Origin of the sequence: Blautia sp. HCP3S3_D9, from assembly GCF_052063845.1 — a bacterium.
GTDB lineage: Bacteria > Bacillota > Clostridia > Lachnospirales > Lachnospiraceae > Blautia_A.
Map to the genome: position 1 here is coordinate 1 of NZ_JBQHWS010000090.1, position 15,227 is coordinate 15,227.

Annotated in this window: 21 protein-coding genes; 2 read left to right on the forward strand and 19 right to left on the reverse strand. The window is 38.5% G+C overall.

Going from position 1 to position 15,227, the window contains the following annotated elements:
• Positions 1-139: 139 nt before the first annotated feature.
• From ACTNES_RS14745 to ACTNES_RS14810, 14 genes are all read right to left on the reverse strand, one after another.
• Positions 140-1,822 (reverse strand): phospho-sugar mutase, encoded by a 1,683-nt coding sequence (locus tag ACTNES_RS14745; protein WP_291809121.1) that lies wholly within the window; start codon positions 1,820-1,822, stop codon positions 140-142.
• Positions 1,823-2,056: 234 nt separating this feature from the next.
• Positions 2,057-2,779: a U32 family peptidase gene (locus tag ACTNES_RS14750; protein WP_441039887.1), complete on the reverse strand. Its 723-nt coding sequence runs from the start codon at positions 2,777-2,779 to the stop codon at positions 2,057-2,059.
• Positions 2,773-3,273, reverse strand: coding sequence for an antitoxin (locus ACTNES_RS14755; protein WP_291817970.1), 501 nt, complete (start codon positions 3,271-3,273; stop codon positions 2,773-2,775). The genes ACTNES_RS14750 and ACTNES_RS14755 overlap by 7 nt, the downstream gene beginning before the upstream one ends.
• 15 nt (positions 3,274-3,288) lie before the next feature.
• On the reverse strand, positions 3,289-3,891 hold the full coding sequence (locus ACTNES_RS14760) for a DUF3990 domain-containing protein (protein ID WP_216460818.1): 603 nt from the start codon (positions 3,889-3,891) through the stop codon (positions 3,289-3,291).
• Between the two features lie 19 nt (positions 3,892-3,910).
• The gene (locus ACTNES_RS14765; RefSeq protein WP_441039890.1) at positions 3,911-4,132 is read right to left on the reverse strand and encodes a hypothetical protein; all 222 of its coding nucleotides are present in this window, start codon (positions 4,130-4,132) and stop codon (positions 3,911-3,913) included.
• A 219-nt stretch (positions 4,133-4,351) separates the two neighbouring features.
• A complete protein-coding gene (locus ACTNES_RS14770; protein WP_441039892.1) occupies positions 4,352-5,002 on the reverse strand; it encodes a GmrSD restriction endonuclease domain-containing protein in 651 nt (216 codons plus the stop codon).
• Between the two features lie 317 nt (positions 5,003-5,319).
• Positions 5,320-5,853: a hypothetical protein gene (locus tag ACTNES_RS14775; protein WP_291806925.1), complete on the reverse strand. Its 534-nt coding sequence runs from the start codon at positions 5,851-5,853 to the stop codon at positions 5,320-5,322.
• A gap of 143 nt (positions 5,854-5,996) precedes the next feature.
• On the reverse strand, positions 5,997-6,191 hold the full coding sequence (locus tag ACTNES_RS14780) for a type II toxin-antitoxin system RelB/DinJ family antitoxin (RefSeq protein ID WP_441039894.1): 195 nt from the start codon (positions 6,189-6,191) through the stop codon (positions 5,997-5,999).
• 128 nt (positions 6,192-6,319) lie between these two features.
• On the reverse strand, positions 6,320-6,820 hold the full coding sequence (locus ACTNES_RS14785; RefSeq protein WP_320812827.1) for a hypothetical protein: 501 nt from the start codon (positions 6,818-6,820) through the stop codon (positions 6,320-6,322).
• A 180-nt stretch (positions 6,821-7,000) separates the two neighbouring features.
• Positions 7,001-8,242 carry a tyrosine-type recombinase/integrase gene (locus tag ACTNES_RS14790; protein ID WP_441039896.1) on the reverse strand — a complete coding sequence of 414 codons (1,242 nt, stop codon included), beginning with the start codon at positions 8,240-8,242 and terminating at the stop codon, positions 7,001-7,003.
• 33 nt (positions 8,243-8,275) lie between these two features.
• Entirely contained in the window at positions 8,276-8,458 is a 183-nt protein-coding gene (locus ACTNES_RS14795; protein WP_330546296.1) for a hypothetical protein, read from the reverse strand.
• Between the two features lie 102 nt (positions 8,459-8,560).
• Entirely contained in the window at positions 8,561-8,755 is a 195-nt protein-coding gene (locus tag ACTNES_RS14800; protein ID WP_004070602.1) for a DUF6462 family protein, read from the reverse strand.
• A gap of 427 nt (positions 8,756-9,182) precedes the next feature.
• Positions 9,183-9,422: a helix-turn-helix domain-containing protein gene (locus ACTNES_RS14805; protein WP_117946804.1), complete on the reverse strand. Its 240-nt coding sequence runs from the start codon at positions 9,420-9,422 to the stop codon at positions 9,183-9,185.
• On the reverse strand, positions 9,406-9,846 hold the full coding sequence (locus ACTNES_RS14810) for an RNA polymerase sigma factor (RefSeq protein ID WP_441039899.1): 441 nt from the start codon (positions 9,844-9,846) through the stop codon (positions 9,406-9,408). The genes ACTNES_RS14805 and ACTNES_RS14810 overlap by 17 nt, the downstream gene beginning before the upstream one ends.
• A 521-nt stretch (positions 9,847-10,367) precedes the next feature.
• On the opposite strand from ACTNES_RS14810, the gene ACTNES_RS14815 reads away from it, so the two are divergent.
• Positions 10,368-10,715 (forward strand): helix-turn-helix domain-containing protein, encoded by a 348-nt coding sequence (locus ACTNES_RS14815; RefSeq protein WP_087418849.1) that lies wholly within the window; start codon positions 10,368-10,370, stop codon positions 10,713-10,715.
• Positions 10,716-10,814: 99 nt separating this feature from the next.
• On the opposite strand, the gene ACTNES_RS14820 is transcribed toward ACTNES_RS14815, so the two are convergent.
• Complete coding sequence (locus ACTNES_RS14820) at positions 10,815-11,150, reverse strand: hypothetical protein (RefSeq protein ID WP_441039901.1); 336 nt, start codon at positions 11,148-11,150, stop codon at positions 10,815-10,817.
• A 172-nt stretch (positions 11,151-11,322) separates the two neighbouring features.
• Here ACTNES_RS14820 and ACTNES_RS14825 point away from each other — a divergent pair, with 172 nt between their 5' ends.
• Positions 11,323-11,580 carry a helix-turn-helix domain-containing protein gene (locus tag ACTNES_RS14825; RefSeq protein WP_441039903.1) on the forward strand — a complete coding sequence of 86 codons (258 nt, stop codon included), beginning with the start codon at positions 11,323-11,325 and terminating at the stop codon, positions 11,578-11,580.
• 21 nt (positions 11,581-11,601) lie between these two features.
• Here ACTNES_RS14825 and ACTNES_RS14830 read toward each other — a convergent pair whose 3' ends face one another.
• The 4 genes from ACTNES_RS14830 to ACTNES_RS14845 all read right to left on the reverse strand — a co-directional run bounded on the left by ACTNES_RS14830 (position 11,602) and on the right by ACTNES_RS14845 (position 15,145).
• Positions 11,602-11,964, reverse strand: a complete 363-nt coding sequence (locus ACTNES_RS14830) for a winged helix-turn-helix domain-containing protein (protein ID WP_441039905.1) — start codon at positions 11,962-11,964, stop codon at positions 11,602-11,604.
• Positions 11,965-12,296: 332 nt separating this feature from the next.
• A complete protein-coding gene (locus tag ACTNES_RS14835; RefSeq protein WP_441039907.1) occupies positions 12,297-12,938 on the reverse strand; it encodes a hypothetical protein in 642 nt (213 codons plus the stop codon).
• Positions 12,939-13,035: 97 nt separating this feature from the next.
• The gene (locus ACTNES_RS14840; protein WP_441039909.1) at positions 13,036-14,340 is read right to left on the reverse strand and encodes a sensor histidine kinase; all 1,305 of its coding nucleotides are present in this window, start codon (positions 14,338-14,340) and stop codon (positions 13,036-13,038) included.
• 139 nt (positions 14,341-14,479) lie between these two features.
• The gene (locus ACTNES_RS14845; RefSeq protein WP_441039911.1) at positions 14,480-15,145 is read right to left on the reverse strand and encodes a response regulator transcription factor; all 666 of its coding nucleotides are present in this window, start codon (positions 15,143-15,145) and stop codon (positions 14,480-14,482) included.
• Positions 15,146-15,227 lie beyond the last annotated feature (82 nt).

The window sequence follows — 15,227 nt, forward strand, 5'->3', positions numbered from 1 at the left end:
TGTTGGTGGATAAATGAGTAGGTATGTTTACTTAGCAAAAAACTTTAAAACCTTTTGTTTTAGCTAATAACAGGGTGTGAGTAGGAAAAAAATGGGAAGTTAGCATTAATACATTTTATTCAGTTCAGCTTGCAGCTGTTTATGCCATAATTGGTTTCAGTGCTTCTGCAAGCTTCTCTTTCTCAGCTTCTGCCTCTTCAAGGTTCTTGCCGAGAGTTGTGTAATATATCTTGATCTTAGGTTCTGTTCCGGATGGACGAACGACTACAGTCTCACCGTTATCCAGTTTATAGATAAGTACGTTTGCTGCCGGAAGCCCTGTTTCTTCTGGTTTCTTGTAATCTGTTACTTTGACGATCTGATGACCAGCGATCTCTGTGAGAGGTTTGTCGCGAAGTCCCTGCATCAGAGCTGACATCTTGTCCATTCCGCTTAATCCCGGGAATTCAAAGCTGTCTACTTTATTAAGGTAACGTCCGTACTGTGCATAGATTTCTTCCAGTCTCTGTTTCAGAGAGCTTCCGATGCTTCTGTAGTATGCTGCCATTTCGCAGATCAGCATGGATCCGATAACGGCATCTTTGTCACGTACATATGGACCTGCAAGGTATCCGTAGCTCTCTTCGAATCCGAAGATGAAACGGTCTACTTCACCTGCTGCTTCAAGCTGTGCGATCTGATCGCCGATCCACTTGAATCCAGTAAGTACGCTTCTGAGTTCTACACCATAATGCTCTGCTACTGCATCTGCAAGTGGTGTGGAAACGATAGATTTAACTGCTACCGGGTTCTTTGGCATTGTGCCTTTTTCGATACGGCCTGCACATATATAGTCAAGGAGAAGAACTCCTACTTCATTACCTGTTACCAGTTCATAGGAACCGTCCGGGCATTTCATTGCGATACCAACACGGTCTGCATCCGGGTCAGTTGCAAGCATTAAGTCTGCACCTGTTTCTTTTGCAAGGTTTAATCCTAATTCAAGGGCTGCAAAGATTTCCGGGTTCGGATAGCTGCAGGTTGTGAAGTATCCGTTCGGATATTCCTGTTCCGGAACGATTGTGATATCTGTGATTCCGATATCTTTCAATACCTGAGTTACAGGTACAAGTCCGGAGCCGTTTAATGGACTGTAAACTAATTTCAGGCCAGCTGTTTTGCATAAGCCTGGACGAACCTGGCGGGACTCGATTGCTTCATAAAGTGCCTGTTTGCAGTCATCACCTACGAAACGAATCAGACCTTCTTCTACACCTTCTGCGAAAGACATGTATTTCGCACCTGTGAGTACGTCTGTTTTCTGGATTTCATCGTATACAATTGCTGCTGCATCATCTGTCATCTGGCATCCGTCAGGACCGTATGCTTTGTATCCGTTGTACTTAGCCGGGTTATGAGATGCGGTTACCATGATACCTGCGTTGCATTCATAATAACGTGTTGCAAAAGAAAGTGCCGGTACAGGCATCAGTGCATCGTAAATTCTTACTTTGATTCCGTTTGCTGCAAGTACGCCTGCTGCGTTCTTTGCAAATACGTCGCTCTTGAGACGGCTGTCATAGCTGATAGCTACTGTCTGGTTTCCGCCCTGTGTTTTTACCCAGTTTGCCAGTCCCTGTGTTGCCTGACGTACTACATAAATATTCATACGGTTTGTTCCGGCACCAAGTACTCCACGAAGTCCTGCTGTTCCGAACTTCAGTGCTACTGCGAAACGATCTTTGATCTCTTCATCGTTTCCTTCGATCTTGGATAATTCCGGATTGAGGTCTGCATCCTGCAGATCTGCTGCCAACCAACGTTTGTATTCTTCTTGATACATTTTGATCACTCCTGCCCTGTTTTTTTAGTTTTTTTTGTATATATTAGCTTAATATAGTTCCATCATACCATAATTTAAGTCAATCAGCAACAAAACATGGAAATTTAAGTTAAGTTTTCTAATGGTTTCTATCGAGGTTTTTGGAAATAGTTCTTCCTTGATGAATTATGATTTTGTTAATCTTTTCAGTAGTGATTTTCCTTGCAAATATTGTATTTCTGATGTTGGTACAGGTTATCTGTAGTAGCAATTTTCACTGCATCCATTTGGAAAAATCGTCTGCTTTATTTGCTGCTGAAATATTTTCTCATTATTCTGATCCTGCTGGAGATTCTTGATATTTCTATTCAGAATGTCCAGTGCCCGTCGGAGGTTACGGATGTCTTTTTCCATGAAATCTGTGTAGTTGCCTCTGCCTACCAATTTCAGATGGGTGATGCCGGCTTTTTGCAGCTGATAAAGGGCACATAGACCGCATCCGGTTTCACCACATAGATAGCCTGTATCATCGTATCTCTTAAGCCAAGTTTCATCTTCTAAAATATCTTCCACTTCTACAGACTCCTTGTCTGAAACTTCTGACATCTGCCAGCTATGCCTCTCGCCATTAACTGATTTACACTCATTTATCTTATCAAAGTCACTGCTATTGTAATCACTTGCATACATACATAATCTGTCTTTTTTTGCTATCTTTTCCAGATGATATGGTACTCTGCAAAGATATCCCATTTCATCACAATGAAGAGAATTGCAAAATGCACCGCTACCCAAACATGGAATAAGATACTGTCTCATCTCGTTAATAGCTTCTGATTTCTTTATTGCTAATTCTGCATTTTGTTTTGCTATAATATCTGCCATCGCCCAGTCATTTATAACGATTTCTATACAGGTATCTTTTTCTTTGCACCATTGTGCAAGACGATTTATCAATTCTTCGATGGGCTTTAACATAAACTCCCGAATATAAGAGAACGCAATTGTAATTCCAAGAGATACTGTCGTTCCAATTCCGCATTTTCATCTGCTAACATACCCTTTGCCTCCAGTATTCTCTCAATTGCCTGAGACGGATCCATTGTATGATATGGTAAAAATAAACCTCTCAATTCTTTTGGTTTTATAATTTTATAAACTTGTGCAGATGTTAATTCATAAGTAATTGAAAAATATCTGTAAAGATACCCAATCCAGTACATTTCATTATGAGTATATTTTACAGATCCATAATCTGAAACTCCATATTCTTCATCTACTAATTGTAAAATATCATTTGCCTGAATATTACTTTCAAGAACAGATTCGTTATCAAGCCTTTTTGCTATCTTACTTCTCATAAAACGTCTAATAAAAATCTCAGAACTCGATTCCATTTTATCAATAGAGTTTTCAAATGCTGTCGCCTGAAGTTCGCATAAAAGTAAACCGTCTTTATCTATCTTTTTCATGCACCAGTCACCTCTTTACTCCAATATTTCATCAATATACCGACCTTTTCCTCTATATTGCTTTCTTGCCAATTTTACTTTATTATCCCCTAATTTTGACTCTTCAAGTCGTACATTCTTATAGTATTCCCTCTCATTATTCGAAATATAACAACGTTCTATAAGCTTTGCCTGAGACACTGCTTTTTCACTTATAAAAATATACTGCATTCCAAGATTTGTTGCAGCAAGACAGTGCTTGCATTGTTCATCAGTAAGTTCCCCTGCAATAAATGAATTGATGATCTGGAACATACGATTATCTGCTATTGGTGCTATTATGTAATCACAATCTCTTGACTGCTCTATAAGTTTCTCTATAATTGGATGATTCCTGTACTCATCCAGTGCGCCTCTATAATAAGCAATTGTCATCATCCACTCCTGATCTACTTCGTATCTTTTACACTTTAAATTTTTATCATCAAAGCGAATATAATATACAGATGAATGGTCAAATCCCGAAACAAACGAAATTGCCTGCTCATAGCTTTCTCCTGTATAAAATCCCTGCCCGAAATCATTATTATGTCTCTGCTTTTTATAGGTTAACTGCTCAAATTGAAATTCTTCTTCCACTAATTTCGATTATGTTTTATTACCTGCGTACAGCTCCACATACCAGTGAGATAATTCCAACTACCACTACAAGCGGCAGTGCAATTGTAACCAGTCCGCCAATTGTCAGGGCAATTAAGACAAACGGTAGAAATACCAGTATAAACAACACTTTTGCAATTCCCCATGTCATCTTAAACGCAAGTCCGATCAACTTTCCAAAAACTCCGATCATCAGGCAGATAAATACTAATGTAAGCATATCTTTCACTCTCTCTTTCTCAAACATACTCAAATATTATTTAGTTACTCAGCAGATTTTTCTTTATTCCACTCTACTGTACACATTTCATCTAATCCAAGATAAATGTTCCTCATATAATATAACGTCTGAGAATTTAATTTGTATTCGGGATTTTCTTAAGTTTTACTATAGATTTTCTGAGATGTTGATATTTGTTAACATCTCTTTATCAGGTAACTACTGTTTCAGCAAATTATTCTGCTGCAGATAATTGATAAAGCAGGCAATCATATTTTTATATCGGTCAATAATATCTTTCTCTGCAAAATCAGTCAATCCATCTGTCAAATCAAGAAGCTCAACGACACCTGTTTTCTCTTTTACTTGTCCCTTGCTATTTGTAAATCCTTCATAATACTTCTTTTTATCCGCAAAGCGATAATCAGAAGCCCGAATATTGATTCTTTTTTCAAGCAAAGCTTTATTTCCTAATGATTCTACATTTCTGGCATCACTTAACGAATTTTCTTTCTCATTTCTGTTCCGGGCATAAATATGTTCAATCTCAAAGATAGTTTCAAGAGAAAGCAGTGGTTGTTTATCATTTTGATATGCCCACCAGGCTAACATTGCCTTTGTAATTGGACGTCCATTATTAAAACTGAAATTATCAAACACACTTCTTATGGTATCCGCATCAAATTTATATTTTGAAAACTCAACAGGCTTATTATTTACTATATTTACCATTTCAGCATACACTGGAGTTCTAAGTGCATTCACTCCCGGAGTTGTAACAGCATACGTCCATATAAAGCCAGTTATCTTTCGTAAGAATGTATAGAACTTCTCATCATCAAGCAAACCTTCGTTATCTTTATTCTGCATAAAATATACAGATACAAAATATGTCCACATTCCATTAGGCGCATAGTTCAATATAAAGAACTGCTTTAAAACCCTATTTGAAAATCTATCGGCATCTTGATTAGAAACGTCTTCCCAAAATTCAGCTAAGGTCTTTGATAATCTGGTATTAAAAAGTCCGATTTTTTACTCTGAAATAAATCTTTTATCGTCTTTTGGTCTACATTTAATTTTGACATAACTTAATTCCTTCCTTTTTTTGCAAAAATCTTCTGCCTTCTTTCTATACATTATCTATAAATACACAATAAGATTTTTCCAGAAAAATAAATTCTCAATCATTCCTTTTGTTCATATTCATCACATAATGTCTCAATTGCATCTGGGGTTAATCCACATTCTTTACGGTATTCGATGTGCTGTCTAGTTGCGTCAAGTGCTTTATTTAATCCTTTCTGTCCATATTCCCGCAAAATATAGTCAAAATATTTTTTCGTTGCTTTCGCACTGATTGCTCTTTTATAAACAACGCCATCCAACATACCACTTACAGCATATAAATACATCAACGCAGAATTACGGTTCATTCCTGTTTTCTGTACAATCTCATCTGCCATTTCCTGTGCATTCTTACCTTCTGAAACTTTCTTTCCATATTCATAGCAGGTTCTGATCATTTCATCTGTCATTTTTTTATATGATATAGACAAGTGCTTCACATTTCCACTCCCCTCATTATCAACTAAATCTTCCTCATTTTCATCTTCTATTCTTGCTGAAATATTCCCGACCTGTTGCTTTAACAAACGTACCTCATCTTCCAATATTTTAATTCTGGATAACAATTCCAGAATTATAGTTTCATATTGCATATTTTCTCTCCGTTTCTTTTATAATAAATATTTCTATTTATTATATACTATATATTTCTTTCTATTTCAATACATTTCTTTATTTTCTACAATATTTCTATTTGGTTTAAATAGACGTTTTCATAGTCGAAATTCCTATTTATCTAAAAATCCCACGGATTGCAAAAGCAAAAATCTGGAAGTTTCATCTCAAAAGAAATTCCTCTCTGAAGTACAACCTGTCTCAAAAATGTTCCTACTGCATTGGACATCAGAATATCAAATCGATCAAGCACTTGTTCTGCCTGTTCTTCTACTTCAGACTCAACACGCGCAAATACATTTGCTGTTCTTTCCATAGATTCTTTCGATAAACAGATAAAAATAAAATTATCCTGAACAAGTTACAAGTCAAAAGCACTTGTAACTGCCAGGATAATTTATTTTCACTATCTTAGTCAACGATAGTCCGCTTTATTTCTTAATTTTAGTACAGTTTTGCACCAGCTGGGATATGATTATCAACCATAAGCAGATGAAGTTCCTCATCCTCTGAATCTTTAAGGTTGTTCACTGCTGAAAGCAACATTCCGCAGGATTCGATTCCCATCATCTTACGTGGCGGCAGGTTTGTGATTGCGATCAGAGTCTTGCCAACCAGTTCTTCCGGCTCGTAGTAAGCGTGGATTCCGCTTAAGATTGTACGGTCTGTGCCGGTTCCGTCGTCCAGGGTGAACTGGAGGAGTTTTTTGCTCTTCGGAACTGCTACACACTCTTTAACCTTTACAGCTCTGAAATCAGATTTGCTGAATGTATCAAAGTCTACTGCTTCCTCAAATAAAGGTTCAACCTTTACATTTGAAAAATCAATCTTCGCATTGTCTGTGAAGAAGCCATTGTTGTCACCTGCAGGTGCTGCTGTTTCTTCTGCTGCGCCGGCCTGTGCTGCATTGTTTGCTTCGTTCTTTGCTGCACCCTGACTCTTCATGGTCGGGATTTCACATCAATTTAATTTACATTGACGCTTTTTCCTTTAATAAAGCCCTTTTCGGCTCATCAACATCGTTATAATAACACTTCTTTGTTGATTATGCCACTAAAATTTGTCGTACTTTTGTCGTATGGCACACATTTTGTCGTACTCAGTCAGTCCCAGTAGGACTCTTTCCTAAAATACATCTAACTTGTGTGCTAAATTTTGAATTGCTTCTTGCTTTTTGGTATCGGTAACTTCCGCATAAATATCCATCGTCGTTTCAATGTTTGCGTGTCCCATAATGGACTGAATTACCTTTAAGTTTGTTTCATTCTCGCAAAACCTTGAGCAAAAGGTATGTCGCAAATGATGACATGAGAAATGTGGTATTATCACAGGCTCACGATGTTCTTTTGAAGCCTTCACCACTTCTTCTGCATTGTACGCTTCATATATACGCTTGATTGCCCGATTGACTGCTTGCGGATTATGGACATTCCCAAAACGATTCATGAAGATAAATCCTTTCATTCCATCAATTTCGGTTTCATTAAACCCATTCTCCTTTTGATCTTCCCACTCCGTCTGGAGCGCATCATAAACAGTATCCATCATCGGAATAATGCGTATACCTGCTTCTGTCTTTGGAAGGGATACCGCAAACGAACACATAGGGTGGTCTTTATATTCTCTGCTGTAATAGACTAAGCTGTGATTGATATTGATCATTCGCTTATCAAAGTCCACATCTTCCCACCTGATTCCGATTGCTTCTCCAATGCGACACCCTGTTCCCAACAGGAACTTAAAAAACGGTGCCCAATGGTAAAATGTAAGACTGTTTTCTACATAGTTGATAAAAGCTCTCTGCTGTTCTATCGTCAAAGCGTGTCTTACACCATGATTTTTGCCCGGCTGCTTTTTAATCTGCGCCATAACTCCATCGCTCGGATTAACTCGAATAATGTTATCACGCACTGCAAGCTGAAATGTCGGATGCAGGACTGTATGAATTGTTTCCAGCGTATTTATCTGCATTTCCTTTTCCTTCAGTAAGTGCTGGTAAAACTGCAACACATCTGAATACTTCACAGAAGCAATTTTCTTCTTTCCAAATCCATCTCTGATAAAGCGGTCATACATATACTTGTAATTTCTCATAGTCGTTCCTCTAAGTTCTGACTTCGTAGAAATATATCTGTCAAAAACAAAGTTGACTGTCGAATTACCCGCCGCATACGAATCCAATCCGTCCAGTTGATCTTTAATCAACTTTTCTTCCCTCTGCCGCAGCTCCATGATGTCCTTAGAATAAATGCTCCGGCGTTTTCCCTCCTGATCAGTGTATGTATAAACATACTTACCATCACAGCTACGCTGCGTTTCGCCTTTTCTTAAAACCCTTCCTTTGTTATCCTTTCTTGATTTCGCCATCTCGTCTCCTTTCTCAAGGAAAGAGATTTCGTACTAACTACTCAAAGGTTTTTCCATTGCATATTGCAAATCAATACCTTTTTGTAGCACCTGCGTTATGGTCATGTCATGTTTGGACGCATATTCTCTAAGTTTTGCGGCTTCTTCCTCTGTCAGTTTCAATCCTATTAAAGTCTTTTTAGGATTTTCCGACTTTGGTCTACCTGTTCTCGCCACAGCATACACCTCCATCCATTTCATATTCATTATACTTTCAGTTAAACCAAAAGTCAACACATTTTTGGTTATACGAAAAATCTTTCTCAAAACTCCAACTACCTATTTCACACGAAATGACTCCAGATATTGGTCAAACACATCAAGGTCAACCAGCACCATTCTGTCTATCTTCAAAATAGCACCTGCGTCTTTCGCAAGAGTCTGAAACTTATTCATTCCCATGCTATACATTTCTGCTCCTTCCTTATATCTGACTAATCTTTTCTTGTTAATTGCCTTTGGTATTCTTTGCATCAATAAGTCCTCCTTAATTTAAGCACACAGTTTTATCTGCTTATAAACAAACAGAATGTACTTCTACTTATTTATAAGCAGATAAAAACTGCATTACAGGTGGCAGGTCATTACTCTGCCCACATCGGTCTTGCACCGTCATTCAAATTGACCGGATCTCTCCGGAAGTATCATTATCACAGATATGCTTCATCGCCCTGTGCAACTGCTACACATTTTGCCAAATTCTTCTCGCTCCATACCTTTGCTTCAATGTAGTGTTTCAACATTTCCTCACGTTCACTCAAAAAGAGCAGGTATCTCTTGGCGAACCTGCCTAGTGGCTCCGCATATCCTCACGTCCTGTATGCAATCAATATTCAGTTGTCAAGGTACATGGTGCATACGCACCGATCAGCGAATGGAAAGGGACACCGCTGACCGACTGCTATGCAACTTCAAAAGCCAATATTTTTGTAATCAGCTTTGTTTCTAATCTGCGACGCAAAGTTTCATCAACACAGTAATGCGGATTCCCGCACTCATCATAGAGCTTTCTTGTAGACAGAGCTGCAATATACCCCTCGTAATGTTTTAAAACCTCATTGATTGCTTCCACATCGCCGGAAGCTGCTGCCGCAATGATATGGTAAGGCAGCAACTTTGAACATTTACTTGATTTCTCCATTCCTGATTCCCTCCATAATCTTTTTTAATGCCTGGAGTGAGCTTACCCGGTGATGATGAATGGTACTTCTGACAAGATTCATGTGCTTTGCGATCTCCGTATCTGTCATATCCAGAAAAAAAGACAGCAAAATAACATTCCGCTTCTTTTCCGGCAGATACTTCAATGCTTCACTAATCAGCTCGTCCTTTACCTCAACATCATAATCAAGGACACGAAATACCTCTGATTCTGCTATGTAATCATCCTCAGTATTCAACCGACTCAACTCCTCCTGCGTTAGTTCCGAGAAAGAAACTTCATGCTTCTGCCGATAGCTTCTTGCCCGTTCATAGTCAATCATTTCATTCTTTAACAGGGTTTTACAAAAGCTGTCAAACTGTTTCCTTATTCTTAACTGCTTTTCGGAAGAAGATTGCTCCATAAGAGTTCACCTCCTTCCGCACCCATTTGGAACAGAGTGAAATATCTCCCTTTCACTCCGTAGCACGAATGGAAATATGAGCAGCGTCGAAAAATCGACAACTTTTTGAAAAAAATTTTATGTATATAAAAAACGCCCTTGCAGGTACATACCCACAGGACGTTTCCTATATCCGATATTAAATTTTTACCACACAGTACAAGTGCGTATAGTGCACTTTCAATGATATACTTTGCCGCATCTACGAAGATGTGACCTATAAAATTACCTTTCCACGCAAAATGCCGGACAGGTTCCTAATAACATAAAAATATCCTCTAAACTGTTCAGAACACATAACTCTCCCAAACATATTCAAAGGACAAAACAACGTGAAAAAACCTTTGAATACTGCGTTTTTTTATATGCAATATCCAAAGTTCCTATATTCTATTAGTGCATTATACCCCTTTATCAAAGTGAATTATTAGTGCATTTCCAAACTAAAACGTGCACTATACACTATACATGGAGGTGCATATATGGCTAAATCTAAGAAAATTGATAAAGACATGGGTTTTCGTCTTAAAAAGGCAAGACTGGATCAAAAGCTGACATACGATGAGTTATCAGAAATGTCCGGTGTTTCCTCAAGGTATATCAAGGAAATTGAAAATCATGGCAATATTCCAAGCCTTGAGAAATTGGGGCAACTGATTCGTGCACTACATATCTCCGCTGATCCTTTCTTTTATCCGGCAGCTCCAACCGATAATTTGGATTATCAAAGGCTGCTGGTCTATCTCTCACAATGTACGGAAGAACAGATAACAACGATTCTTGCCATTGTGGAAGCCTATCTTCGGACATATAACAAACCCACAAATTAGAATAGCAGAAAGATTTTGATTTTAACTTGATTTTTTCTGAATTATTCTGGAGAAAAACAGGGTGGAAGTTCCATGACCGGAACGCTCCACCCTGCTTACTTATTTCATTATTGTATTCAATAACTCTTTCACCTTAACACTCTCTTTAACAATCCCAAGTCCAGCAAGTATCTGTACTGCATCTACTATACCCTGATAATAGGCTCTCTGTTGCTCCTGAAAGTGTGCATGATCTACAATATCCATATAGTTTTCCAAAAAAATTCTCTGCTCTGCGGAAAGCTCAGATAAGAATTTTTCATATTCCCGGTTTGCTTTTTTCAGTTCCTTATCAGCTTTCTTTGTTTCCTCTATCTGTATGGAATACTCCCGTTCGTCTGCTTCACTGCGAAGCTCCTCAAAAACTTCAGATAGCTTTTCAAATACTTCATTCATTTTGTGTCCACCTTTCTCTAAATAAGTATTGCATTTTACAGGCAGTATTATCAATCCCCAAATTATTTGTAACAACATTATTTTCGTTCACTTCATCTTTAGAAGTATATTATCAAGATTATTCCGTAAAATCAATCATGTGGCACTTCATCTTTAGAAAGTTGGTGATGATTTGAAAATTTACTGGAATAAAGAAAACAATTCCAAAAATCTGATAGGGCAGAGAGTAAAGGAATTGCGAACTGAAAGGCAGCTATCGCAAAAAGCACTGGCAGAACAGCTCCAGCTTGCCGGATATGAATTTAGCGATTTAACCGTATTACGAATCGAACAAGGAACACGCTTTGTACCGGATTATGAAGTGGTTGCCCTTGCTGAATATTTCCAAGTATCATGTGAATATCTTTTAGGAGTTAAAAACGAAAAATAAGCAGTGATCTGTATTTCTTCTTTACAGACCGCTGCTTAAATTTTTGTTGAACCGATAGCCGACTCCCCAGACCGTTTGAATGTAAACAGGCTTGCTTGGATTATCTTCTATTTTCTCCCGTAAATTACGGATATGGCTCATGACAATATTGTGATCACCAAAATAAGGTTCTTTCCAGACTCTATCATATATCTGCTCTTTGCTGAACACTTTGCCAATATTCTGTGCCAACAAAAGCAGTATTTCAAACTCTGTATAGGTCAGTTCAATCTCATTATTTTCACGAACCACAATCCGTTTCTGTTCATCAATATAAAGTCCTTCAAAATAAAGCTGCCCGTTTGGGACATCTCCCTGATGCAAAATCTCTGTTTCTCTATTCATACAGGATAAAATGCGATTAATAATATATTCCTCATCATCCCTAAATGATAAAATCAGCACCTTCCCAAAAGAACCACCTCCCATTATGCTTGGAATTGTTGCAAATTACTTTCCATCTCTAAGGTTCTTGTTTTTTATGCAGCACCTCCGTTTTGCATTTTCTCTAATAACCAATTGTCCTATACCGGCTATAATCAGCAATATTGCAATCGTATCAGTCAAAGTAAACGATACCCCTTAGAGAATATCTAAGCATTCGTTTCATAGGCACATGAAAATATGTCTGCTCTGCGACGGCTTTTTTGCAGTCGTGCGGCAGATTGGTTTAGTTGTTATTGGCGAACGGTGTCAGCTTCTTCTTGTGTGAGTTGACCATTTTTAACTGCATCAGAAATGGCTTTATCTAATTCCTCAACTGTGGAATAATTGCCAATGTGTACTGTTTTTCCGTTATCCTTTGTTACATCAACACTATAAGAGGAAACTACATCTTCAGTAGGTGGAATCATGGAGTAGGTATCGCCGTCACCGTTGTCTTTGGAATACAATACTCCATTTTTTATACTTTTCAGAGTTTCTTTATAGCTGGCAATCATGGCATCTACGCTTTCCTGCGTAAATTCATGGAATACGCCTTGCCCATCATACCAGCCATCTCCGGTTCCAATCAAAGATTCCATTTCTTTTTTCTGTTCGTTCATCCACGCCTCGTATTCATCGGCTGTCCACCACTGCACATCCGGTGCCGCATTGTTCTTCTCATAATCTGCCTCGTCAACCCAATTTTTACCGTCAACACTGATTTGTCCACCGTCTGTATCCTGATAAAGAATATCTGCGCCGGATGCGTTTCCTGTTTCGGATGTTGAAACCTTTGGTGTGTCCGAAGCCAATGCGCTTGCATAAGTAACTCCTGCAATGCTTAAACAGATTGCTCCACACAATCCTATTGCCAAAATTTTTTTGTTCTTCATAGATAAGACCTCGCTTTCTAAAAATTATAGCTGCCCTATTGAGGACAGCTATAATATAACAAAGCAACTTGGATATAGTTTGCATGGATTATGGATTTTAGATGGAGTTGTCTATCGGCTGCGTGCAGGGCAATTCAAACCAAAACAGTACACCATTGCTTGTATTTGAAATGCCGTACTTTGCATGGTGCATTTTCATAATTTTATGAACAATATAAAGTCCTAATCCGGTTCCGCCTGTATTGCGGTTACGAGATGCGTCTGCCCGATAGAAAGCTTCAAACAAATGTGGGATAGCATCATCAGACACATGGACACCTGTATTTTCAATTTCACCACGAACCGTACCATGCATATCAGACAAAGATATACGAATCAATTCACCACTTGGCGAATAGCGAATTGCGTTTACCAATATATTTTGAATTGCCCGCTCCATCTGCGCTTGTTCCACTTCACAATAAAGGCGGGTAGGAATATTTGCTTCAAGACGCTGTTTCTTTTCTTCCAATAAATCTGTTACTGTGGCAACCTGTACCCGAAATATTTCCGCAAAATCAACGGTTTTATATTCGGATTCTTGAGTTCCCTCTGCTTTAGAAACATACAACAGCTCTTTTACCAACTTTTCCATCCTATCAACAACGGCAAGGGAACGCTCCATGTACTCTATGTGGTTTTCATAGCCGCAGACTCCGTTCAGCATCCCCGCTAAGTGTCCTTTCAAAATGGTCAATGGTGTTTTCAGTTCATGGGATGCTGCTGAGAAAAAGTCTACCCTCTGTCTTTCTAACGCCTGTTCCTTTTCAATATCTGTTTTGAGCTGTTGGTTTGCAGTTTGAAGATCGTTCAATGCAGAGGATAGCGAAGCAGACAATGAATTTAGATTTCGCGCCAAACACCCTAATTCATCTTCTCGTCCTGTACTACATTGACCGGAAAAATCCAGTTCCGCCATTTGCTTTGAAATCTTGCTCAGTCGCACAATAGGTCGAGTGATGTACCTTGCATAGAGCCATGCACAAAGGAGAGAAAGCAGAAAAACCATTAGGATGACATACGGAAGTATAGACAGCAATACCTTTGTTGCCTGCTGTACAACGAACAAATCCGTTTGAACTGCCAATGTATAAGCAGTACCGTTTTTTAGCGTGAACGGATAAAAATTCGTCGTAGTTGTCCCGGATGGTTGCATATCTATGAACGACTCATCTTCATCAAATGTAACTGTGTGGTCTGCCGAAATAGTAGATGTTTCCGTTGATGTCTCATTCGGATATATAATAGAGCCATTACTATCCTCAATCCAAAAAGCAGCATTTGTTTCCTTTGAAAAATTAGATATATCATTTTCGCAATCAGATATATTGTCAAAGGATATCATTTGCTCAACAAGGTGCATAGCGGCTTTCTCCGTAGCCGCATTTATCAAATTGGAATATGTCGTAGGCAACAACTTTGAGATGAAGAAATATGTTCCGCTGCAAGCTGCACCCAGTAGAAGAAATGTAATTATAAAAATCTTGACGGATAACCGTTGCTTAATGTACTTTGTCAATTCTGTATCCCACCCCTCTGATTGTTTTTATATAGTCAGCATTTAACTTTTTGCGAATGTTCTTTATGTGACTGTCAACAATCCGTTCTTCGACCTCCAAATCCTCCGACCACAATCGTTCAAGCAACATTTGCCGAGTAAAGACTTTCCCTTGATTTTCAAGCATAAGCCGAAGAAGCATAAACTCTTTGCTGGTCAAAACGACTTCGTTTCCTTTGTGATATACATGAAACCCGTCATTATCCATACTCAATTCTTTATAGGTGAGCAGGGATTGATTTTGATTTTCCGCAGTCCTACGGCGAAAAATAGCCGCAATCTTACATAGCAGGATTTTGGGTGAAAAGGGCTTTGGAATGTAATCATCAATCTGCTGTTCAAAACCCCGTAACTGGTTTTCTTCATCTGAAAGTGCAGTAAGCATGATGATAGGAACTTGTGACCTCTTGCGAATGACCTCACATACACCATAACCGTCGATTTTAGGGAGCATAATGTCTAACAGCACAAGGTCGATTGTATCATCAAACATTGCAATCCCAGTCACGCCATCAGACGCAACGGCAACTTCATAGCCTGCATCAACCAAATGGTTTTTCAGTATATCTTGAATATCCAAGTCGTCCTCAACAACTAAAATTTTCTGCATTATTCCACCTCCAAGTCTGTAGTGTATCATAGTTTTTTGAATTTCCGATGAAGCGTGCTATTCTTTCTTGTCTCCGAAAGAC